We start from the raw sequence: 23,691 nt of genomic DNA on the forward strand, positions 1-23,691 counted from the left end.
AGTATTTTTAATGAAGAAAGAAACAATTTATGGATGATAATTTTTCACCAAGAGTAAAAGATGTAATTGCATTTAGTAAAGAAGAAGCCTTACGCTTAGGCCATGATTTTATTGGTACTGAGCACTTAATGCTTGGCTTATTACGAGATGGAAATGGCAAAGCTATTAACATATTAAACGCATTAGATATTGATTTAAATCATTTAAGACGTAAAGTAGAAATTTTAAGTCCTGCGAATCCAAATGTTGCTGTAGCTACTAACGAAAAGAAAAACCTACATCTTACAAGACAAGCAGAACGTGCTTTAAAAACTACTTTTTTAGAAGCTAAGCTATTTCAAAGTACGTCGATTAATACTGCACACTTATTATTGTGCATTCTAAGAAATGAAAACGATCCTACTACTAAACTTTTAAATAAGTTGAAAGTGGATTATGATAATGTTAAAGAACAATTTAAATTTATGATTACTAACGACGATAACTATATAGAACCAAAAGCAGAGTTTCCTGATGACGATACTTCTTCTCCAGAAGATGCGTCTAAAGATATTTTTAATTCTCCTTCTGGAGGAAAATCTAACAAAAAATCTAAAACTCCTGTTTTAGATAATTTTGGTAGAGACCTTACTGCTATGGCAGAAGAAGGAAAATTAGACCCTGTAGTTGGTCGCGAAAAAGAGATAGAACGTGTATCTCAAATTTTAAGCCGTAGAAAGAAAAACAACCCACTTCTTATTGGAGAACCAGGGGTTGGTAAATCTGCAATTGCTGAAGGACTTGCTAACAGAATTATTAGCAAAAAAGTATCTCGTATTCTTTTTAACAAAAGAGTCGTTACTCTTGATTTAGCTAGCCTAGTTGCAGGAACAAAATATAGAGGTCAGTTTGAAGAACGTATGAAAGCCGTTATGAATGAGCTAGAAAAGAATGATGATATTATTCTTTTTATTGACGAAATTCATACCATTGTTGGCGCTGGTGGAGCAACTGGAAGCTTAGATGCTTCAAACATGTTTAAACCCGCTTTAGCAAGAGGAGAAATACAATGTGTTGGTGCAACTACTTTAGATGAATATAGACAGTACATCGAAAAAGATGGTGCGCTAGAACGTCGTTTTCAAAAAGTAATTGTAGAACCTACAACGGTAGATGAAACTATAGAGATTCTTAATAATATTAAAGGTAAGTACGAAGAGCATCACAACGTAGAGTATACTCCAGAAGCTATTGAAGCTTGCGTAAAGCTTACTAATCGATATATGACAGATCGTTTTTTACCAGACAAAGCCATTGATGCTTTAGATGAAGCAGGATCTCGAGTTCATATCACAAATATTGAAGTACCAAAACAAATTCTAGAATTAGAAAAACAGTTAGAAGAAGTTAAGGAAACTAAATCTTCAGTAGTAAAAAAACAAAAATACGAAGAAGCAGCAAAGCTACGTGATGATGAAAAACGTATTGAAAAAGATCTTGCCATTGCACAGGAAAAATGGGAAGAAGACACCAAATTACATCGCGAAACTGTTAGCGAAGACAACGTAGCAGATGTCGTTTCTATGATGACAGGAATTCCTGTAAATAGAATTGCGCAAAAAGAAAGCAATAAACTCGCTCAATTACCAGAACTTATAAAAGGAAAAGTAATTGGTCAAGATGAAGCTGTTGCAAAAGTTGTTAAAGCAATACAACGTAATCGTGCTGGACTTAAAGACCCTAACAAACCAATTGGTTCCTTTATATTTTTAGGGCAAACTGGAGTTGGTAAAACGCAGTTAGCTAAAGTGTTAGCAAAAGAATTGTTTGATTCTGAAGATTCTTTAATTAGAATCGACATGAGCGAATACATGGAAAAATTTGCAATATCCAGACTTGTTGGTGCTCCTCCAGGATATGTTGGTTACGAAGAAGGTGGTCAACTTACCGAAAAAGTAAGACGCAAACCTTATGCTGTCGTTTTATTAGATGAAATTGAGAAAGCACATCCAGACGTATTTAACATGATGCTTCAAGTGCTTGACGATGGGTATTTAACAGACAGTCTTGGTAGAAAAATAGACTTTAGAAACGCCATTATTATCATGACTTCCAATATTGGAGCTAGAAAGCTGAAAGATTTTGGAACAGGAGTTGGTTTTGGTACATCTTCTCAAAAAGCACAAGAAGATGCAAACGCAAAAAGCGTAATTGAAAATGCTCTTAAAAAAGCCTTTGCTCCAGAATTTTTAAATAGAATTGATGACGTAGTAGTGTTTAATGCTTTAGAAAAAGAGGATATCAATAAAATTATTGATATTGAATTAGAAAAACTTCTTTTAAGAATAAAAGATCTTGGCTATACTTTAAAATTAAGCAAAGCTGCCAAAAATTATATTGCAGATAAAGGGTTTGATAAGCAATATGGAGCTAGACCTTTAAAGCGAGCTATTCAAAAGTATATTGAAGATGCATTAGCTGAAGAAATCATTACTTCTCAATTAGTGGAAGGAGATAAAATTATGATGGATTTAGATAAAGAATCTAATGAATTAAAAGTTGAAATTGAAAAAGCAGAAAAACCTGCTGAGTCTTAATAACTTTCAATATTTAATGAAGAGGTTTTCTAATTAATTTTAGTTAACCTCTTTTTTTTTGTATCTTAACAAATACAATCCTCTTAAAGTTAACTAATGACAAAAACTACACACATAGATTTAGGAATAGGCTTCGTTAGTATTTTTGAAAATTATCTCATCATGGAAATAAACCAAGGAGAAACAGTTACTGTAGAAGATAATGAAAAACTAATAAAACTAACTGAGACCTTTTATTCCGATCAAGAATTTGTTTACATTACCAATCGTGTAAACTCTTATGCTGTTAATCCTGCAGTTTATTTTGAAACAAAAAAAATTAAAAACCTTATTGGTTTTGCTGTCGTTTCTGAAAAAGAAATAGATATGAGTAACGCTTTAATAGAAAAACTTTTTTTCGATAAACCTTTCGAGATGTTTAAAGAACTAGATGAAGCTATTTCTTGGGCAAATACCATCTGTAGTTTGCAAAAAAGTTAATCATGAATTCTAAAGAATTAAAAGAAATTGAAACCTTAATACATTAAGAATTAGTAAAAACCCAAATTTATTATTTCAAATATAGAAGAAATAACCAAGCCTTTTGCTCCAGAAAATGTTATTAATTAACAAATCTGTTAATGAAGCTGCATTAAAAAAAGCGGACCAAAAACTTAAAAACCTTCAAATTGCTTTGTCTAATCTTCTCGAACCAGCATTTGGTATTTGTGCAAAATGCAATACTAATATTCCTCTTGGAAGAATTATGCTAATGCCACACAGCAGATTTTGTGTTAATTGTGCTTCTTAATTCCGTAGTTATTTAAAAATATCTCCTCTATTATCAAGCCAACAATTATTGTTTAACAAATTTAATAGTTGATTCTCCACTTATACTTTTAATCTTAACAAAATATAGACCTGAACTTAAATCTTTAAGATTTATTTGCATTTCTTTTTTATTAGATTGTAAATTAATTTTTTTGTATAAACGTCCATTTACACTATAGATACTAATTCTATTAAAATTGTTCTCACTTTTTATCGTCATATTTTCCACAACTGGAATTGGATAAATACTAGCATCAATAATATTTAAAATATTGTCAATTACACCTAAATTACAATTACTTTCAACAACACAATTATCTGATACTAAATTTTCAATATTTTCAACTTCAAAATCATCAGCACAAACATATTCCAATACACTATAATCTACATACAGTTCTTCTGAAGCTCCATTCTTTATATTTAACGTTTCTAAAGGATTACCATCACAATCTAAATAATTTAAAAAAGAAGAGTTGCTTACATCTAAATCTATAAGTTGATTATAACCACAATACAATTCTTCTAAATTTGTTAAATTACTTATATCAAGATTAACAATTTCGTTACCAATACAATTTAACCTTTTTAAACTTGTTAAATTCGTGAAATCTAGCTCATCTATTTCATTTAAACCATAATATAACCCTTCCAAATTAGCTAAACTACTAGTGTTTATTGTAGAAATAGAATTAAAATCACAATTTAGATTTATTAAGCTAGGTAAGTTTAATAAATCTAAATTAGTCATTTCATTACTAGAACATGCTAAAGAAACTAGGTTAAGTAAATTACTTACATTTAAATTTGATATTTCATTAATGTCACAACTTAAAATCTCTAATTCACTTAAATTATTAACATTCAAATGTGTAAGTTGATTATAGCGACAAACTAATATTTTTAAACTAGTTAAATTACTTAAATCAATATTTGTAATTTGATTATGAGAAAAGTTTAATTCTTCTAAATTAATTAAATTGCTTACATCTAAATTTATTAGTTGTGTATTATCACATCTTAATAATTTTAAATTAATTAAACTACTAACATTAATACTAGCTAGAGGGTTGTTAGAACAATTAAGGATTTCTAAATTAACAAAGCTATTAATACCTTCTAATGAATTGATATTTTGAGAATATATATTTAATTCAGTAAATAGCTCAGCTTCTGAAACTTGAATTTCGTCATCATTATTAATATCTCCTTGACCTAGAACATAACTTTTAAAAGTAGCATCTGGAATATTAACAATCTGTGCTTGTAAAGTATTTAAAGAAATTAATAAAAGTAAAATTGAAAAATAATATTTCATAGTTTGTTAAGTTTATTCAATAATAATAATAATAATAAGCAAACAATAGTATTTAAACCTAAACACCATAATTATTCAAAAACAACTCCTCTATTTCAATATCTACATCACTTAAAAATTGAATAGAGGCTTCAATATCATCATGTAATACGCGATCTTTTTTAACAAACGAAACTTCTTTTCTGTAAAGTTCTAAAAAGGATTCTAAAAATGGAGAGGTTTTTAATGGGTTTCTAAATGCAATTGCTTGACTAGCATTCATTAATTCAATAGCAATTACACGTTCCACATTTCTAATTAAACGATATGCTTGCGTTGCAGCATTTGCTCCCATACTAACATGGTCTTCTTGGCCATTACTAGAAACAATACTGTCTACACTTGCAGGAGTTGCCAATTGCTTGTTAGCACTAACAATACTTGCTGCTGTATATTGCGGAATCATAAAACCAGAGTTTAAACCTGGATTATCTACTAAGAAAGCAGGTAATCCTCGTAAACCAGAAACTAATTGAAACACACGACGCTCCGAAATATTACCAATTTCTGCCATTGCAATTTTCAAATAATCCAATGCTAAAGCTAAAGGTTGCCCATGAAAATTTCCACCAGAAATAATTAAATCTTCTTCCGGAAAAATATTAGGATTATCGGTAACCGAATTAATTTCGGTTAAAATAACGCGTTCCACAAAATCTAAAGTATCTTTTGTTGCTCCATGCACTTGAGGTATACAACGAAAAGAATATGGATCTTGTACATGTTGTTTTTCTCTTATAATAATTTCACTTCCTTTTAAAAATTCATTAAAACGTCGTGCTACTTTTAGCTGTCCAGGATGTGGACGGACTTGATGTACTAAATCATGAAATGGTTCTAATCTACCATCAAAAGCATCCAGTGAAATACTTGCAATTACATCTGCTAAATATGATGTTTTATGCGACATCAATAAAAGGTAAACCCCATAAGCACTCATAAATTGCGTTCCGTTTAAAAGAGCTAAACCTTCTTTAGCTTCTAATTTTATAGGTTCCCAACCAAACTTTTTAAGTATAGTACTTGCATTTCTTTCTTGCTTTTCATGTACCACCTTTCCTTTTCCAATTAATGGTAAAGCCAAATGTGCTAATGGAGCTAAATCACCTGAAGCTCCTAAAGAACCTTGGGTAAAAACAAAAGGAAAAACATCATTATTAAAAAAGTCTATCAATCGGTTTACCGTTTCTAACTGCACACCACTATGCCCATAACTTAAAGATTGTATTTTTAAAAGCAACATCACTTTTACAACACTTTCCGGAACACGTTCTCCTGTTCCACAAGCATGTGACATTACTAAATTTTCTTGCAATTTAGTTAAGTCTTTTTTTGATATTTCTACATTATATAAAGAGCCAAAACCAGTGTTTATACCATAAAATGGTTTTTCTGCTTCACTTAATTTAGTATCTAAGTATTTTTTACAAGCTTTTATTTTGTTTACAGATTCTTCTGAAAGTTTTAGCTTTTTATTATCGTTAAAAATATTGTAAATCGTTACAATGTCAAGTTTTTCAGAAGATATATAATGGTAATTGCTCATGATATGTTTTAAGTAAATCAAAAATGATAATTCAAAACTAGTTATGCAACTATTGTTAATAATTAATTAAAGGGTTTAATAAAATATTATTACTATTTTTGAAGAAATAAAACACAAATAATGAGAAAATTATGGATTGCAATATGCGCTTTAAGCATGATTGCTTGTAAAGAAGAAGCTAAAAATTATGTTACTTTTTCTGGAAAAATTATAGACAAAAATAGTGATTCTATTGTTTTAAGAACCCAAACATATTCTAAAACGATTAAAGTTAACCAAGATGGTACTTTTAGCGACACTTTAAAAGTAGATGCAGGAATATATAATTTTTATGATGGCGGAGAAAGTTCGAATCTTTACCTACAAAATGGATATGATCTTAACATGACATTAGACACAAAAATGTTTGATGAAACTATTGCTTATTCCGGAATTGGAGATAAAACAAATAATTATTTAGCTAAAAAAGCATTAATGGAAGAAACCCTTTTTCCTCCTAGCCTTTTTGATTTTGAAGAAGCCGATTTTAAAAAAAATATTACAGAAATCAACAAAAAAAGAGCTGAGTTTTTAGAGCAAAACAAAGATATTGAACCTTCTTTATATACTACAGAAAAAGAGGATGTAGATGGATTTGAGGAAAAAATGTTAGGCTATTTTGTTAAGAATAAAGAAAGAGAAGTAGAACGTGCAAAACAATTTGCTAGCTATATTGGTCAACCATCTGCTACTTTTAAAGACTATGAAAATTTTGCAGGAGGAACCACTTCTTTAGCAGATTTAAAAGGTAATTATGTATATATAGACATTTGGGCAACATGGTGTGGACCGTGTTTAGCTGAACTTCCTGCTCTAAAAGAAGCAGAAAAAGAATATCACGGTAAAAAAGTTTCTTTTGTTAGTATTTCTGTCGATAACGGAAGAGGTTATAAAAACAGATCTTTTGAAGCTTCGAAAGAGGGTTGGAAGAAAATGATAACCGAAAAAGAAATGGGCGGAATTCAGTTGTTTTCAGATAAAAATTGGAAATCTGATTTTATAGCTGCATATAAAGTAAATAGTATTCCTAGATTTATTTTAATAGATCCTAATGGTGTTGTAGTTAATGCGGATGCACCAAGACCATCTAGTCCAAAATTTAATAAGCTTTTCGCTTCTTTAGATTTATAGTATAAAAAAAAGCCACTCTGTTTAACTTTGTTAAGTCATTCTTTAGAGTGGCTTTTTTTTATAAATAAATTATATTATTTTTTCTGTGTTTTATTCTCTTCGGCTTCCTCTTCTACTTGCGGTGGTTCTGGCTGTTTAAATAAATCGATATATGCTTCACCTAAAGTTTCAATAACATGGCTAGCAATTAAACTTTGATAACCATAATCTTCTATTGCGATATCTGCAGATTTCCCATGCAGATAAATTCCGAAAAGCGTAGCAGAAAGTGATTCATATCCTTGTGCTATTAACCCGGTTATAATTCCAGTAAGCACATCTCCTGTTCCTGCAGTAGCTAAACCAGGATTCCCAGTAGTATTTACATATCCTTTATCTTGAAAAACAGTAATCGTGTTCGCTCCTTTTATTACAATAATAAGGTTGTATTTTTTAGATAACGCTTTCGCTTTTTCTAACTTATCAAAATCGTCTTTCCAAACACCAACCAAACGCTCCAACTCTTTAGGGTGTGGTGTTAAAACGGTTAGCTCTGGTACTAATTTTAGTAGCGCTTTCTTTTTGGCAAGAATATTAATTCCATCTGCATCAATTACTAACGGTGTTTTATTTGTTTTTAAAAAGTTTTCAAAAGCAGTTATCGTTTTTGTAGCAGTTCCTACTCCAACACCAAATGCTATTACATTTGGTTTTATTTCAAATTTAATATTGGTAATAATTTCTTCATTTGTATCTGTAATTACCATAGCTTCGGGAAAAGAAGACTGTAAAACAGTATATCCACATTTAGGTATATACGTTGTAACTAATCCAACTCCAGAAGATAAAGCAGCTCTACTTGCAAGTGTAACTGCTCCAATTTTACCATAACTCCCTCCTACAATTAAAGCATGACCATAAGTGCCTTTATTAGAATACTTTTTGCGAGGCTTATATAGAGGTAGCATTTCCATTTTTCCAATCAACTCGTAAACGGTATCTGTTGTGTGCAAAAATTCTGGATCAATACCAATATCTAACACTTCCCATTGTACTGTATATTTTTCAGTTTCTGGTAAAAAGAATATTAATTTTGGAGTCTGAAAACTTAAAGTATAATTTGCCCAAACTACATCATTTTCATTATCTGGAACCTTATCCGGAAACATTCCAGAAGGTAAATCTATAGATAGCGTAAATGCTTTAGAAGCTTTAAAATGTTGAAATAAAACTTTTACCCAATCTACAACTGGTCTGTTTAAACCTATACCAAAAATGGCATCTACAATAATATCATCCGAATGTATTTCTGGTAACTCATCGGAATTCGTCATTAATATAGGCCAAGATTTAGTGACATTTTTTATTCTATCATAATTAATTAAAAAATCTTTGGATCTTGTATCACTACAATTAATTACATACATTTTTACATTATAACCATGTGTAATCAAGTGTCTAGCTAAAACTAACCCATCACCTCCATTATTACCTATACCACAAAATACATGAATTGGTACTTGTGCTCCTTGCATTCGCATGTGCATCCAATTAAAAATTTGGGTTGCAGCACGCTCCATTAAATCTGTAGAATTAATCCCTTGTTTTTCGGCTGTTAATTTGTCTCCTTCGTAGATTTGTTCTTTCGAAAATATTTTCATTTGTTAATTCTTATTGCTTTTATTTTTGTCCTGATTATATTCCTTTAATCATTCTTCATCAAACTTCAGTATTATCAGGAATGTTTCATTTTTATTAATAATATGGAACTTATTTTACTAATTCCTCAAAAATACTGTTTTAATATTTTTTTAGAAGTAAATGTAATACTTTTGAAACGTATATTAAAACTTATATAATTAAGTAGAAATCAATGAAAGTATTAAAATTTGGAGGGACTTCTGTAGGAAGCTCAAAAAACATAAACAAAGTGATTAGCATTTTAGAAGATTATTCTAAAAGTGATGCTATAATATGTGTAGTTTCTGCTGTTGGAGGTATTACAGATAGACTATTAAAAGCTGGAGCATTAGCAAACAATAAAGACCAAACGTATGTAAAGGAGTTTGAGGCAATTCAAAAAACGCATTTTAATATTATTTCAGAATTAATTCCAAAGCAAAACAAAGTTGTTTTAAGCAATGTGGAGAGTATGTTGGAAGATTTAAAAAGCTTACTAGATGGTATCTATTTAATTAATGAATTATCCCCTAAAACATCGGACAAACTAGTAAGTTTTGGTGAGTTATTGTCTTCTTTTATTATTGCCGAAACTTTAAAAAGCAGAAGTATTAATGCAGAAGTAAAAAATAGCCAAGAATTAGTAGTTACCAATTCTAATTTCACAAAAGCTGAAGTAGAATATGATGCAACCAACCAAAATATAAAAGACTATTTTAATAAAGCAAATCAAAAAATAACCATACTACCCGGTTTTGTCTCTAAATCGAAACTTGGAGAAATTACAACACTAGGTCGTGGTGGCTCCGATTTTACTGCAGCAATAATTGCAGCTGCTTTACAAGTAAAACAATTAGAAATCTGGACAGACGTTAGTGGTATGTTTACCGCTAATCCTAAATTGGTTAAACAAGCTTTTCCTATCGATGAAATTTCGTATCAAGAAGCTATGGAGTTATCGCATTTTGGTGCAAAAGTACTATATCCTCCAACGGTGCAACCTGTTTTAAATTTAGATATTCCTATTCATATAAAAAACACCTTGAAACCAGAAGAAGTTGGAACTATTATTTCTAAAAATGAATCTACTGGAAAATCACCAATAAAAGGAATCAGTCATATTAGTAATATCGCTTTACTTACACTAGAAGGAAGTGGAATGATTGGTATACCTGGTTTTTCTAAACGTTTGTTTGAAACTTTAGCACAAGAAAAAATAAACATTGTATTAATTACGCAAGCATCCTCAGAACATTCTATTTGTTTAGGTATTGAAACCAAAGATGCTGAAGTTGCAAAAGAAGCAATAGATACAACTTTTGAAAACGAAATATCCCTTCATAAAATAGAGCCTTTAATTTTAGAAAAAGATTTATCTATAATTGCTCTTGTTGGTGATAACATGAAAAGTCATCAAGGTATTAGCGGAAAAATGTTTAGTACACTTGGTAAAAACAATATAAATATTAGAGCGATTGCGCAAGGAGCTTCCGAAAAAAACATCTCTGCAGTAATTGCAGACAAAGATGTTAAGAAAGCTTTAAATACTTTACATGAACGTTTTTTTGAAGAAAACACAAAACAGCTTAATGTATTTATTACTGGAGTTGGAAATGTTGGCGAAAAACTAATAGACCAAATACAACAGCAACATGCTTATTTAAAAAAGAATCTTAAAATTGATGTTCGAATTGTTGGGATGGCTAATTCTAGAAAAATGATTTTTAATGAAAAAGGCCTCGATTTAAACAATTGGGCTGCACAATTTCATCATGCAGATGCATCAAGCTTACAAGGCTTTTTAAATAAAGTAATTGCACTTAATCTACGTAATAGTATTTTTGTTGATATCACTGCAAACGAAGCGGTTTCTAAACTTTATGCAGACTATCTTAAAAATAGTATTGCTGTAGTCGCCTGTAACAAAATTGCTTGTTCTAGTACTTTAGAAAGCTATAAAAACCTACAAAATTTATCACTAAAATACAATGCACCTTTTTTATACGAAACTAATGTTGGTGCAGGATTACCTATTATTAACACCTTAAAAAACTTAATCGCTTCTGGAGATAAAGTAACCAGTATTCAAGCTGTTTTATCAGGTAGTCTAAATTTTGTGTTTAATAACTTTAGTGATAAAAGAAATTTTCATGACACAGTAAAACAAGCACAATTTGAAGGCTATACAGAACCAGATCCTAGAATAGATTTAAGCGGAATTGATGTAGCAAGAAAAATATTAATTCTCGCTCGTGAAAATGGTGGCTCAATAGAAATTGATGATATTAAAAATGATTCCTTTTTAACCAAAGCAAATTTAGAAAGTGATTCTGTTGATGATTTTTACGAAACATTAAAGGCAGATGAAGCTCATTTTCAAAAACTATACGCTTCTGCAAAAGCAAATAACTGTCAGTTAAAATACGTTGCAGAATATAATAATGGAAAAGCAAAAGTTGGTTTAAAAGAAATTCCGGTAGGTCATCCCTTTTATAACCTAGAAGGAAAAGATAATATTGTTATGTTTTATACACAGCGTTATCCAGAACAACCTTTAATTGTTAAAGGTGCTGGTGCTGGAGCAGATGTTACTGCTTCTGGTTTATTCGCAGATATTATTCAAATTGCAAACAAATAAGTTTACAGTATTTAGTAGCAGTAAGCTGTGCTTACGCAAACGAAATTATAAATGAACGAAATAAAAATATTCTCACCAGCAACGGTTGCCAATGTATCTTGTGGATTTGATGTGTTAGGCTTTTGTTTAGACACCGTTGGTGATGAAATGATTATTAGAAAAACTGTTGAAAAAGGTATTAAAATCACTAAAATTGATGGTTTTGATTTGCCTTTAGAAACAAAAAAAAATGTTGCTGGAGTTGCTGCTTTAGCAATTTATGAGGATGCTAATCCGGAATTCGGATTTGAAATCGAAATCTATAAAAAAATTAAACCAGGAAGTGGTATTGGGAGTAGTTCTGCTAGTGCTTCAGGAGCCGTTTTTGCTATTAACGAACTACTAGCAAAACCATATAACAAAACCCAATTATCAAACTTTGCTATGAAAGGTGAAGCTGTAGCAAGTGGCAGTGAACATGCAGATAATATTGCTCCTGGAATTTTTGGCGGATTCACTTTAGTAAAAAGTAATCAGCCATTACAAATACTAGAACTACCTACTCCATCTAATCTATATGCAACGTTAATTCATCCACAAATAGAAGTAAAAACTGCAGATGCCAGAAATATTTTACCAAAAAATGTACCCATGCAAGATGCTATTACGCAGTGGTCTAATGTTGGTAGTTTGGTACATGCATTACATACCAATGATTATAATTTATTAGGAGAATCGTTACAAGATGTAATTGTCGAACCTTTTAGAAGCAAATTAATCCCGTATTATGCTGAAGTAAAAGAAGCTGCAATTAAAAACGGCGCTTTAGGAAGTGGTATTTCAGGTTCTGGTCCTTCTATTTTTTCTTTATCTAAAGACATAGAAACAGCAAAAAAAGTAGAAAAAGCAATACAAGAAGTATATACTAAAACAGGAATACAATTCTATACATTCACTTCCAAAATTAACGCAGAAGGAATTAAAATTATAGAAAGTAAATAATAAAAAAATTACACTACGCTTGTCGAAGTATTATAAAAAATACAATAATTAAAAGATTACCGCTTTCGCGGAAAATAAACATGAATTACTACAGTTTAAACCATAAAGCACCTAACACATCTTTTAAAGATGCAGTTATAAAAGGATTAGCTCCAGATAAAGGATTATACTTTCCAGAAAGCATCACACCTTTACCAAAATCTTTTTTTGATAATATAGATAACCTATCCTATTCTGAAATTGCTTTCCAAGCCATTAAACAGTTTGTTTCGCCAGAAATTCCGGAAGACATTTTAAAAACGATTGTAGAAGAAACACTTTCTTTTGATTTTCCTGTAATACAATTAAATGATCATATTTCTACTTTAGAACTTTTTCATGGTCCTACCATGGCTTTTAAAGATGTTGGTGCTAGATTTATGGCTAGATGTCTAGGCTATTTTAATCAAAATAACACCAACGAAGTAACTGTTTTAGTAGCTACTTCTGGTGATACCGGTGGAGCTGTTGCTAATGGTTTTCTTGGTGTAAAAGGCGTTAATGTAGTAATATTATATCCTTCAGGAAAAGTAAGTGATATTCAAGAAAAACAATTAACAACTTTAGGTCAAAACATTAAAGCGTTAGAAGTAGATGGTGTTTTTGACGATTGTCAAGATATGGTTAAACGTGCTTTTCTAGACGATACTTTAACGAGTAAAATGCAACTAACTTCAGCAAATTCTATTAATGTAGCACGTTGGTTACCACAACTTTTCTATTTTATGTTTGCATATAAGCAATTACATAAAACACATAAAGACATTGTTTTTTCTGTTCCTAGTGGGAATTTTGGAAATGTTTGCGCTGGTATGATGGCACAACAATTAGGTTTACCAATTAAGCACTTTATTGCTTCTAATAACGAAAATAACGTAGTTACAAACTATCTAAAAACCGAAGAATATAATCCAAAAGCGTCTGTACAAACTATTAGTAACGCAATGGATGTTGGTAACCCAAGTAATTTTATTCGAATTCAAGAAATCTATAAAAATAACTTTGAGAGTTTAAAAAACAACTTGTCTTCTTTTAGTTTTTCAGATGCTGTAACTAAAGAAGCCATGTTAGAAATATATAACAATTATAATTATGTTGCAGATCCGCATGGAGCAGTTGGCTATTTAGGTTGTAAATCGTATTTACAAGAAAACCCAAATGCACATTGTGTATTTTTAGAAACTGCACACCCAACTAAGTTTTTAGATGTTGTAGAAGAAGTTATTCCTCAAAAGCAAGCATTGCCAGAACAAATTCAAGCAGTGATGGGTAAAACAAAAGAAGCTAATAAAATTAGTACTTACGAAGATTTAAAGAACTTTTTATTACAATAAATGAACGATATAAACTTGCAATATTTGGGTTTTTTAAATACTCCAAATTTGTGGTTAAATCCTTCAGAAATTAAAATAGAACAATTAGAAATTGGTAATTCTATTTCTAATTGTTTTACTAAAAACACTTCTAAATTACGTCTTGGTAAACTAGTAGAACGTTTTGTTAGTCATCAATTACAGCAAGATTCTTCTATTTCAATTCTTGCTGAAAACCTTCAAATACAAGATAGAAAAATAACTATAGGTGAAATAGATTGTCTTTTAAAGCAAAATAATCAACCAATTCATCTAGAAATAGTCTATAAATTTTATTTGTATGATGCAACTGTTGGTAATAAAGAAATTGATCATTGGATTGGGCCAAACAGAAAAGATAGTCTTATACAAAAACTTAGTAAGCTAACCCAAAAACAACTACCACTACTCTACCATAGTTGCACAAAAGCGACCATTGAAAAACTAGATTTACATGTTGAAGAAGTACTTCAAAAAGTATGCTTTAAAGCGCAATTATTTTTACCATACAATAAGCAAGATGTCTCTTTTAAAACTATAAACTCTAATTGCGTAAAAGGTTTTTACATTAGAAAAAATGAACTTGATCAATTTGCTGATTATCAATTTTATATTCCAGAAAAAAGAGATTGGCTTACCGATATACCTACACATAATTTCTGGCAAGATTACCATACTTTTCTAAAAGAATTAACACCATTTTTAAAACAAGAAAAAGCTCCTTTATGTTGGTTAAAAAAACCAAATGCTAAAACCGAAAAATGTTTTGTAGTTTGGTGGTAGCATGCTAAGAGGAAAAATAAAGTAATCTCATTATACAATGAATATATAAGTTTGACTATCTCAATAAAAATGACGAACTTCGAACTTAAACGATTCCTACCATGAACCGCGAAGTCAATACTATAAAAAGTATCACAATAAATTTAATTCAGTAATTCATTCTATTTTTAATTATATTTCAAAGATAAGTTTATGTTAAAAACTCCTGTAATACACCCAACAATAATGGAAGTACTTGCCCGTTCAGGGCATTTTGCACAAGTAGTTATCGCAGATGGAAATTTACCAGTTGGCGCCATGACAGGTCCAAATTCTACTACTGTACACCTTAACTTTCGTCCTGGATTATTAGACGCGCTAACAGTACTTGATGGTATATTACAAGTATGCCCAGTTCAAGGTGCAATTGTTATGGAAAAACCAGCAGAAGCAAATGCCGAAATTCACGATGCATATAAAAATTTATTGGGAGACGATGTAACCTGAGATATTATGGAGCGTTGGTCTTTTTATGATAAGATAAGAGACCCAAATACTACATTAATTATTCAAACTGGAGAACAGCGTCGTTTTGCTAATTTGATACTAACAGTTGGAGTCGTTAAAATGGCTGAAGAAAGTAATTTTTAGCAACTTAAATAATATAAAAAAACAACTAGTAGTTCTTTTAAATTTGAAAGTATAAAAACATGATAATCACTCCTATTAAACCTAATTTATATGCATATGCAAATCCCAATGTTGCTTTTGAAGGTAATGTTGCTATAAATATTACAACAGAAAACACTGCTGTAAGTCTAGCTATTCAAAACAATATTGAACATATAAAAAAGCTAAAATATCAAATGATTATTGTTCCTGGTTTTACACCTAGAAATATAACAGAACCGGAAGGAACCAACAAACAAGAGATTAAACGACTTGGAAGAGCAATAAAAGCAATGCGAAAATTTGGTGTACCACTAATTATGGTTTCTGGAGGAAATGTAAGACCACCACAAACTCCAAACAATGAAGCTTACGGAATGAAACAAGTATTAATGTCAAAGTTTAATCTTAACGAAAAACAAATTGCTTTAGATCCTTATGCAAGAACGTCTGTAACCAATATGAGAAATTGTGGTAGATTTATGTTAAAACATAATCTAGAAAGAGCTTTAATTATTACTTCATTTGGTCAAAATTTTTATTTTGGCGCTCAAGCCATATCTACGTATCAAAGTTCTAGTAAAAAAACATTAGGTTATAAGGTTGGTAAATTTCGTTTTTTATCGCTTTACAAAACAAGTTTTATACCAAGTCAAGAAGTATTTAAAAGGTCCAATAGTCCTTTAGACCCTTAACATTTTATCTCTTAATTAAGTGACATAATATTAAAAAAACTCCTTTGTGTTGGAATAATAAAACCAACAAAATTTTTATTTTCATGAATGTATTAAATCAATTTAAATTAGATGGAAAAGTAGCATTAGTTACTGGTTGCAAAAGAGGTATTGGTATGGCAATGGCGATTGCTTTGGCCGAAGCTGGAGCAAATATTATTGGTGTTAGTGCAAGTTTAGAAACCTCTGGAAGTGAGATTGAAAAAGCAGTACTAAAATTAGGCCGTACATTTAAAGCATATAGTTGTGATTTTAGTAATCGTAATGCATTAAATACATTCATTACAGAAGTAAAAAAAGACTTTCCTATTATAGATATTTTAGTAAATAATGCTGGAACTATAAAACGAGCACCTGCTTCACAACATACAGATGCAATTTGGGATGAAGTGATTGAGGTTAACCAAACAGCACCATTTATTCTTACTAGAGAAATTGGTAAAGACATGGTTAAAAGAGGTACAGGTAAAATTGTTTTCACTGCTTCATTACTTACTTTTCAAGGTGGAATTACAGTTCCTGGTTATGCTGCAAGTAAAGGTGCTATTGGACAAATTACAAAAGCCTTTGCAAATGAATGGGCAAAAAGTGGTGTGCATGTTAATGCTATAGCCCCCGGTTATATTAATACCGATAATACCCAAGCATTAAGAAAAGACAGCATACGTTCTGAGGCGATACTTACTAGAATTCCTGCAGCACGTTGGGGGAATCCTGAAGATTTTGCTGGACCAATCGTGTTTTTATGTTCTGAGGCTTCCAAATACATGCACGGAAGTATTCTTCTTATTGATGGAGGTTGGATGGCACGTTAATAATAGGATACTTTAAAAATATTTTCAATGAAAAACATCATACAACTTACATTTATCACTTTATTTTTATTTGCTTGTAATTCAGATTTAAAAACAAAAAAAAATCTTGTAACCGATTTAAATACTCTTGAAAAAGCTATTAATTCTGCTATTGCTGGTGATGAAATCGTCTTAAAAAATGGTGTTTGGAAAAATGCAGCTATTCATTTTTACGGAAACGGGACGAAAGAAAAACCAATTACACTTCGTGCCGAAACCCCTGGAAAAGTAATTCTTGAAGGACAATCTTTTCTGCATTTAGGAGGACAACATTTAATTGTAGATGGTTTGTATTTTAAAAATGGTTATGCTCCAGAAAGTATTATTCGTTTTAAAATAAATGAAGATAGCGTAGCTTTTAATACAAGAGTAACGAATACTGTTATTAAAGATTTTACTAAACCTAATCGATCTACAAACGATAGATGGATTGAGTTCTACGGTAAAAACAACACTTTAGATCATTGTTATATTTCTGGAAAGTCGAATGATGGTGAAACATTAAGAGTCTTTTTTACAGGAAATCAACATATTAATACAAACCACCAAATTGTAAATAATTATTTTGGCCCTAGACCAAGAAAAGGTGGTCCAAGAGCAGAAACAATTCGAGTTGGTGATAGTAAAACTCGCGTTTCTCCTGGCTATGTAAATGTATCAAACAATTATTTTGATGCTTGTAATGGTGAAGTAGAAATCATCTCAGATAAAACCAATTTCAACTCGTATACAAACAATATTTTTTACAAATGTGAAGGCTCTCTAGTTTTACGTCATGGCAGTTATGCAACAGTAAATGCTAATATTTTTATTGGAGGTGATGATTCTAATTTTTATGGAGGAATTCGAGCAATAAATACTGGACATTGGATTACAAATAACTATTTCTATAAGATAAAAGGTGAAGCATTTAGAAGCCCGCTAGCCATAATGAATGGAATTCCTATGACCCCATTAAATAGATACAAACAAGTTACAGATATTGTGGTTGCTCACAATACTTGGGTAGATTGTAAATCGCCAATTCAAATAGGTGTTGGTCAAAACATAGCTAGTGCCAATGTGCTTCCTAAGAGTGAAATTCGCTCTGCTCCTCCTATTCGTTCTACAATTGCAAATAATTTAATTTATAATACTGAAGAAGATAAAACTCCTTTTATAAATCATGATAATATGGAAGGTATTTTATTTAAAAATAATAGCATTGATAATAATGGTATTGCTTATACCGAATATGCTATCCTTCAGAATAAAAAAATAAAAATAAAACAACTTAACGATTGGTTGTTTGTTCCTACAGAAGTAAAAAACGAAAGCTTAGACTCCGTTTTTAATGGCTATGATTTTTCGAAAATTAAAGAGGATGTTTTTGGTGCTTCTAGAGTTAAAAAAAGTAAAATTGGTGCAATTAATGATTTTGCAACTGCTGAAAAATTTAAAATAGATAAAAACAAATACGGACCTAAATGGTTTTCCAAAGAAAAAGAAATTTCTAAAACGAAAACTTTTACAGCTTCATCAAAAGAAGGAGATCTAGCAAAAACAATAGCGCAAGCAAGCTCTGGAGATATAATAGAATTAAATAATGAAGAAAAATATATTATTAATCATTCTCTTCAAATAGATAAGGAAATTACTATTCAATCTAAAGGAACTAATAAAGTGCCACTAATTTTTAAAGGAGCTGATAACACTCCCGTTTTTCTAATGCATCCAAATGGAAACTTAAATTTAAATAATATTTCTCTACAAGGACAAAATAATCAATTGGCATTTGCTCCATTAGATAAAAATATGGCTTCCGCATATAATTTAAACATAGATAATTGCATAATAAATGGGTTTAATTATGCTTTAAAAGCGACTAAGGGTTCCTTTGCTGATCGTATTCATTTTAACCATACAAGTATTCAGAATTGTGAAAATGGTTTTGTTTTAGCAGCAGATATAAAAGGAGATTATAATGCCGAAATGGTAACATTTAATGCATGTGAATTTAATAACGTACAACAGAATGTGATTCATTTTTATCGTGGTGGTTATGACGAGTCCACTATTGGTGGAAACTTAATAATAAACAACAATACGTTTATTGCCTGTGGCAAAAAGGAAAAAAGTGACATATTAATTAAGACTACAGGAATTATTAATGTGCATATTAAGGACAATACTTTTCAAAATAATCTAGTGAAATCTATCGCTATATTATGGGGAATTAAAAATAACCATCATAGTAATAATAAGTGTATTAATTCTGGTGAGATAAAAGTTGTAGAGCAACAAAAACAGGATATACTTTATTAATAAAATACATAATTGATACTAATATTTAGTATGCAAAAAACAAACATGAGATTAGAACAATTAACTTTTACTAGATTTATCGCTGCGATTTCCATTTTTGTATTTCATTATGGAAAAAATGCATTTCCTTTTCATTTAGATAGTGTTAAAGACCTTTTTAGTCAATCTAATGTTAGTGTAAGCTACTTTTTTATTCTTTCTGGTTTTGTGATGATTATTGCTTATGGGAATAAAAATAAGATAGATTTTCGAAATTATATTAAAAGGCGGTTTGCAAGAATATACCCCGTTTATTTACTAGCTATTATACTCGTATTTTTATATTTAATTATTGCAGGGAAATCAATAGATTTTTATGGTTTATTAGCTAATCTTTTTATGGTTCAAAGTTGGTTTCCTGGATATGCATTATCATTAAATACACCTGGCTGGTCATTAGCTGTGGAGTTATTTTTCTATTTGTCCTTCCCTTTAATATTTAATCAATTCTACAAGAAATGTTCGCTACAAAAAACAACAATTCTTGTTTTATTATTTTTTATAATTAGTCAAATAATACTTCATGTATTATTCTATTCTTCATTTTATGAAGGCTACCCATCTAAAGGGCATGATTTTATTTTTTACTTTCCACTAATGCATTTAAATGAGTTTATAATTGGAAACTTGGCGGGTATTTTTTTTATTAAAGGAATAAAGAAAAGAAATTACGATTGGTTAATTATTGTGATCCTAATATGCTCCGTATTGTTATTAAAACAGAACGTTGGCATCATATTTCACAATGGCATGTTAGCATTTGTTTTTGTTCCATTAATACTTTTAATAGCATCTAATAAAGGTATGTTAACTAGAATTTCGAATACAAAATCACTCGTTTTTTTAGGAGAAATAAGTTATGGTATTTACATACTTCAAAAACCAGTATACTTATATATTAGCAGTATCTTTTATTATTTAAAAATAGACAACTTAGCGCTTGTTTTTTATATCTCACTTATTGTTCTTATAGTGTGTGCTGCTTTTAGTTATAAATACATTGAAACCCCATTACGAAAAAAAATAAATAACTTGAATACAAAAAAAGGGAGTATAAATAAGCAAATCTCTTCACTAAATTAATTTTTTAGCCTTAAAAAATTAATCCCCAATTAAAACAAGAAAAACCGAATATATTATGATGAAAACAAATAATATTGAAAGGTGAAAAATTGACGAATAAAAATTTAATTTTCAAATAATATGCATATTTTCGAATTTATTAAAAAAGTCGGAATCTGAAAAGACTAAAATAGAGTAAGAAACTATTAATCAATTAAATAAACCTATGAAAAACTTAACCAAAATTTCAACTACAATTTTACTATCTTTCTTTTTAACAACAAGCTGTATAGAAGATGAAATAAAAGACCTTAACAACTCAGAGGACACAGAGACAACAATTACAGATTCCCGCGACGGACAAGTTTACGATATAGTAAAAATTGGCGATCAAACATGGTTTGCTGAAAATTTAAACTATGCTGGAAATATTGAAGAAGTAACTAGTACATCAGTATGGAGTGCTATTTATAATAATGGAAACTACACCGAACAACCAGCATGGTGTTATTATAATAATGATGCAACCTTTGAAGATATCTTTGGAAAATTATACAATTGGTATGCTATAAATACTGTAGAAATTTGCCCTTCTGGATGGCGTGTACCAACGGTTGCAGATTGGACAACTTTAGGAGATTACCTAGGTGGAGAAATGGTTGCAGGCGGTAAAATGAAAACAACAACATTTTGGAATTACCCAAATACAGGAGCAGATAATTCTAGTGGATTCAATGCCCTTCCAAGTGGTTATCGTAGTAGAGAAGGTTTTAACGGGGATTTTCAAAATTTTGGAGATATAGGACTATGGTGGTCTGCGACTGTTACTAACTCTAATTCTAATTATTCCTTTTCTTACAATTTAGATTTTGAAAGAGCCCGTTTGTTATTAGAATCTACTGAAAATACTGTTGGATTGGCATGTCGCTGTATCAAAAATTAAAGATTTCTTAAAAAACATAAACGGCCTTTATCTGCTTAATTACCTGGATAAAGGCCGTTTTTTTTATATGCGTTGAAGAAATTTAACTTTAACTCCATATTAATAGAATTCCTAAAAGCAACTCATTTTTTTTCAATACTTTTGTTTTTCAAACAATACAAAACTAGTTTTCCATTTTCATGGAAACAATAAAATACATTTCAATGAAAAATACTGCATTAACTGCTACTCACGAAGCTCTAGGAGCAAAAATGGTTCCTTTTGCTGGTTATAACATGCCGGTACAATACGAAGGCGTTAACATAGAACACGAAACTGTTAGAAAAAGTGTTGGTGTTTTTGATGTGAGCCATATGGGAGAATTCTTAATTTCTGGTCCTAATGCACTCGCTTTAATTCAGAAAACCTGTAGTAATGATGCTAGTAAACTTACTATTGGAAAAGCGCAATACAGCTGTATACCTAATGATGATGGTGGAATTGTTGACGATTTAATCATCTATAAAATAAAAGAAGAGCAATATCTATTAGTAGTAAATGCAAGTAATATTGAAAAAGATTGGAATTGGATTAGCTCTAAAAATACTGTAGATGCAGAAATGCGTGATTTAAGTGAAGACTATTCTTTACTTGCAATTCAAGGACCAAAGGCTGTTGAAGCTATGCAAACTTTAACTAGTAAGGACTTAGCAGCTATTAAATTTTACAATTTTGAAGTGGGTGATTTTGCAGGAATTGAAAACGTAATTATTTCTGCTACTGGTTATACAGGAAGTGGCGGATTTGAAATTTATTGTAAAAATAATGAAGTCAAACAAATTTGGGATAAAGTAACCGAAGCTGGAGCAACACCAATTGGACTTGCTGCAAGAGATACTTTACGTTTAGAAATGGGATATTGTCTGTACGGAAATGATATAGATGATACCACTTCTCCTATTGAAGCAGGTTTAGGTTGGGTAACTAAATTTACCAAAGAATTTACAAACTCTGAAGCTTTAGCAGACCAAAAACGTCGTGGTGCAACACGTAAACTTATCGCTTTTGAGTTAGACGAAAGAGGAATCCCTAGACAAGGATATGATATTGTAGATGGTCAAGGTAAAAAGATAGGCAATGTAACTTCTGGAACCATGAGCCCAATGCTAGGCAAAGGTATTGGTCTTGGTTATGTGCCTACAGTATTTGCAGATGTAAATAGTAAAATACATATTCAAATACGTAAAAATGCTGTTCCTGCAACAGTTGTTAAATTACCATTTTACAAAGGATAACATGCAAGATTTTCAACAAATAATTAATACAATTCATACCGATTTAAAAAATGAAATTGATCGTGGATTGGTAGCTAATTATATACCTGAGTTATCGCATATTGATGCCAAAAATTTTGGTATTCACTTAAAGTTAATTTCTGGAGAAAGCTTTTCGGTTGGAGAATCTCATGTTCCGTTTTCCATTCAAAGTATTTCAAAAGTATTTGCGCTTTCTAAAGCATTTCAATTACAAGGAGACGCACTTTGGAAACGTATGGATGTAGAACCTTCTGGAGATCCATTTAATCAGTTATCCTTATTAGAATTAGAAAATGGAATACCAAGAAATCCCTTTATCAATTCAGGAGCTATTGTAATAGCAGACATTTTAGTTTCACAATTAGAAAATCCAAAAGAAGATTTAATACAATTTGTTCGTGATTTAGCAAACGATCAAACGATTGATTATAATTTAGAGGTAGCAGCATCAGAAAAAGCAACAGGTTTTAATAATTTTGCTGCAGCGAACCTTTTAAAATCGTTTCGCAATCTAGAAAATGATGTAGATATCGTACTGGATTTTTATTTTCACCAATGTGCTATCGAAATGAACTGTGAACAATTAACCAATGCTTTTTATTTATTTGCAAATCATGGTACTTGTTTACAAAACAAACAATGGTTAAGTGCTAGCCAGATAAAACGTATTAATGCCATTATGCTTACTTGTGGATTTTATGATGAAGCTGGTGAGTTTGCTTTTGAAGTTGGTTTACCAGGAAAAAGTGGTGTTGGCGGAGGAATTGTTGCACTACTTCCTAATAATCTTGTTATTTCTACCTGGTCTCCAGGATTAAATCCTAGAGGAAATTCTAAAATTGGTATGCAAGCTTTAGAAGCTTTTACGACCAAAACAAAACTCTCTATTTTTTAAAGATTT

18 protein-coding genes and 1 pseudogene are annotated in these 23,691 nt (G+C 30.6%); 16 read left to right on the forward strand and 3 right to left on the reverse strand.

What is annotated here, in order from left to right:
- Positions 1–29 precede the first annotated feature (29 nt).
- The 3 genes from ACVC3Y_RS01815 (at position 30) to ACVC3Y_RS01825 (ending at position 3,366) form a co-directional block, all read left to right on the forward strand.
- Entirely contained in the window at positions 30–2,576 is a 2,547-nt protein-coding gene (locus tag ACVC3Y_RS01815) for an ATP-dependent Clp protease ATP-binding subunit (RefSeq protein WP_303425712.1), read from the forward strand.
- A 96-nt stretch (positions 2,577–2,672) separates the two neighbouring features.
- Positions 2,673–3,056, forward strand: coding sequence for a hypothetical protein (locus ACVC3Y_RS01820; protein WP_452225953.1), 384 nt, complete (start codon positions 2,673–2,675; stop codon positions 3,054–3,056).
- Between the two features lie 115 nt (positions 3,057–3,171).
- On the forward strand, positions 3,172–3,366 hold the full coding sequence (locus ACVC3Y_RS01825) for a TraR/DksA family transcriptional regulator (protein WP_452225954.1): 195 nt from the start codon (positions 3,172–3,174) through the stop codon (positions 3,364–3,366).
- A gap of 45 nt (positions 3,367–3,411) precedes the next feature.
- Here ACVC3Y_RS01825 and ACVC3Y_RS01830 read toward each other — a convergent pair whose 3' ends face one another.
- Positions 3,412–4,704 (reverse strand): leucine-rich repeat domain-containing protein, encoded by a 1,293-nt coding sequence (locus ACVC3Y_RS01830; protein WP_452225955.1) that lies wholly within the window; start codon positions 4,702–4,704, stop codon positions 3,412–3,414.
- Positions 4,705–4,762: 58 nt separating this feature from the next.
- The gene (gene hutH, locus ACVC3Y_RS01835) at positions 4,763–6,289 is read right to left on the reverse strand and encodes a histidine ammonia-lyase (protein ID WP_452225956.1); all 1,527 of its coding nucleotides are present in this window, start codon (positions 6,287–6,289) and stop codon (positions 4,763–4,765) included.
- A gap of 120 nt (positions 6,290–6,409) precedes the next feature.
- Here hutH and ACVC3Y_RS01840 point away from each other — a divergent pair, with 120 nt between their 5' ends.
- Entirely contained in the window at positions 6,410–7,459 is a 1,050-nt protein-coding gene (locus ACVC3Y_RS01840) for a TlpA family protein disulfide reductase (RefSeq protein ID WP_303425708.1), read from the forward strand.
- Between the two features lie 74 nt (positions 7,460–7,533).
- On the opposite strand, the gene ACVC3Y_RS01845 is transcribed toward ACVC3Y_RS01840, so the two are convergent.
- Positions 7,534–9,099 (reverse strand): NAD(P)H-hydrate dehydratase, encoded by a 1,566-nt coding sequence (locus tag ACVC3Y_RS01845; protein WP_452225957.1) that lies wholly within the window; start codon positions 9,097–9,099, stop codon positions 7,534–7,536.
- Positions 9,100–9,311: 212 nt separating this feature from the next.
- On the opposite strand from ACVC3Y_RS01845, the gene thrA reads away from it, so the two are divergent.
- The 12 genes and pseudogenes from thrA to ACVC3Y_RS01905 all read left to right on the forward strand — a co-directional run bounded on the left by thrA (position 9,312) and on the right by ACVC3Y_RS01905 (position 23,685).
- Positions 9,312–11,756, forward strand: coding sequence for a bifunctional aspartate kinase/homoserine dehydrogenase I (gene thrA / locus ACVC3Y_RS01850; protein WP_452225958.1), 2,445 nt, complete (start codon positions 9,312–9,314; stop codon positions 11,754–11,756).
- A 51-nt stretch (positions 11,757–11,807) separates the two neighbouring features.
- Positions 11,808–12,737 carry a homoserine kinase gene (locus ACVC3Y_RS01855; RefSeq protein ID WP_452225959.1) on the forward strand — a complete coding sequence of 310 codons (930 nt, stop codon included), beginning with the start codon at positions 11,808–11,810 and terminating at the stop codon, positions 12,735–12,737.
- 80 nt (positions 12,738–12,817) lie between these two features.
- Entirely contained in the window at positions 12,818–14,110 is a 1,293-nt protein-coding gene (thrC, locus tag ACVC3Y_RS01860) for a threonine synthase (RefSeq protein WP_452225960.1), read from the forward strand.
- A complete protein-coding gene (locus ACVC3Y_RS01865) occupies positions 14,111–14,911 on the forward strand; it encodes a DUF1853 family protein (protein WP_452225961.1) in 801 nt (266 codons plus the stop codon).
- Positions 14,912–15,103: 192 nt separating this feature from the next.
- Positions 15,104–15,541, forward strand: a pseudogene (locus ACVC3Y_RS01870) (RbsD/FucU family protein).
- Positions 15,542–15,600: 59 nt separating this feature from the next.
- The gene (locus ACVC3Y_RS01875; RefSeq protein ID WP_452225962.1) at positions 15,601–16,254 is read left to right on the forward strand and encodes a YdcF family protein; all 654 of its coding nucleotides are present in this window, start codon (positions 15,601–15,603) and stop codon (positions 16,252–16,254) included.
- 83 nt (positions 16,255–16,337) lie between these two features.
- Positions 16,338–17,108 (forward strand): SDR family NAD(P)-dependent oxidoreductase, encoded by a 771-nt coding sequence (locus ACVC3Y_RS01880; RefSeq protein WP_452225963.1) that lies wholly within the window; start codon positions 16,338–16,340, stop codon positions 17,106–17,108.
- Between the two features lie 27 nt (positions 17,109–17,135).
- Positions 17,136–19,451: a chondroitinase-B domain-containing protein gene (locus ACVC3Y_RS01885; RefSeq protein WP_452225964.1), complete on the forward strand. Its 2,316-nt coding sequence runs from the start codon at positions 17,136–17,138 to the stop codon at positions 19,449–19,451.
- A 45-nt stretch (positions 19,452–19,496) separates the two neighbouring features.
- Complete coding sequence (locus ACVC3Y_RS01890; RefSeq protein ID WP_452225965.1) at positions 19,497–20,573, forward strand: acyltransferase family protein; 1,077 nt, start codon at positions 19,497–19,499, stop codon at positions 20,571–20,573.
- A 205-nt stretch (positions 20,574–20,778) separates the two neighbouring features.
- On the forward strand, positions 20,779–21,495 hold the full coding sequence (locus ACVC3Y_RS01895) for an FISUMP domain-containing protein (protein WP_303425690.1): 717 nt from the start codon (positions 20,779–20,781) through the stop codon (positions 21,493–21,495).
- Between the two features lie 203 nt (positions 21,496–21,698).
- Complete coding sequence (gcvT, locus tag ACVC3Y_RS01900) at positions 21,699–22,769, forward strand: glycine cleavage system aminomethyltransferase GcvT (protein WP_452225982.1); 1,071 nt, start codon at positions 21,699–21,701, stop codon at positions 22,767–22,769.
- A 1-nt stretch (position 22,770) separates the two neighbouring features.
- The gene (locus ACVC3Y_RS01905) at positions 22,771–23,685 is read left to right on the forward strand and encodes a glutaminase (RefSeq protein ID WP_452225966.1); all 915 of its coding nucleotides are present in this window, start codon (positions 22,771–22,773) and stop codon (positions 23,683–23,685) included.
- Positions 23,686–23,691: the final 6 nt, after the last annotated feature.

It is taken from the genome of Lacinutrix cladophorae (assembly GCF_053604645.1).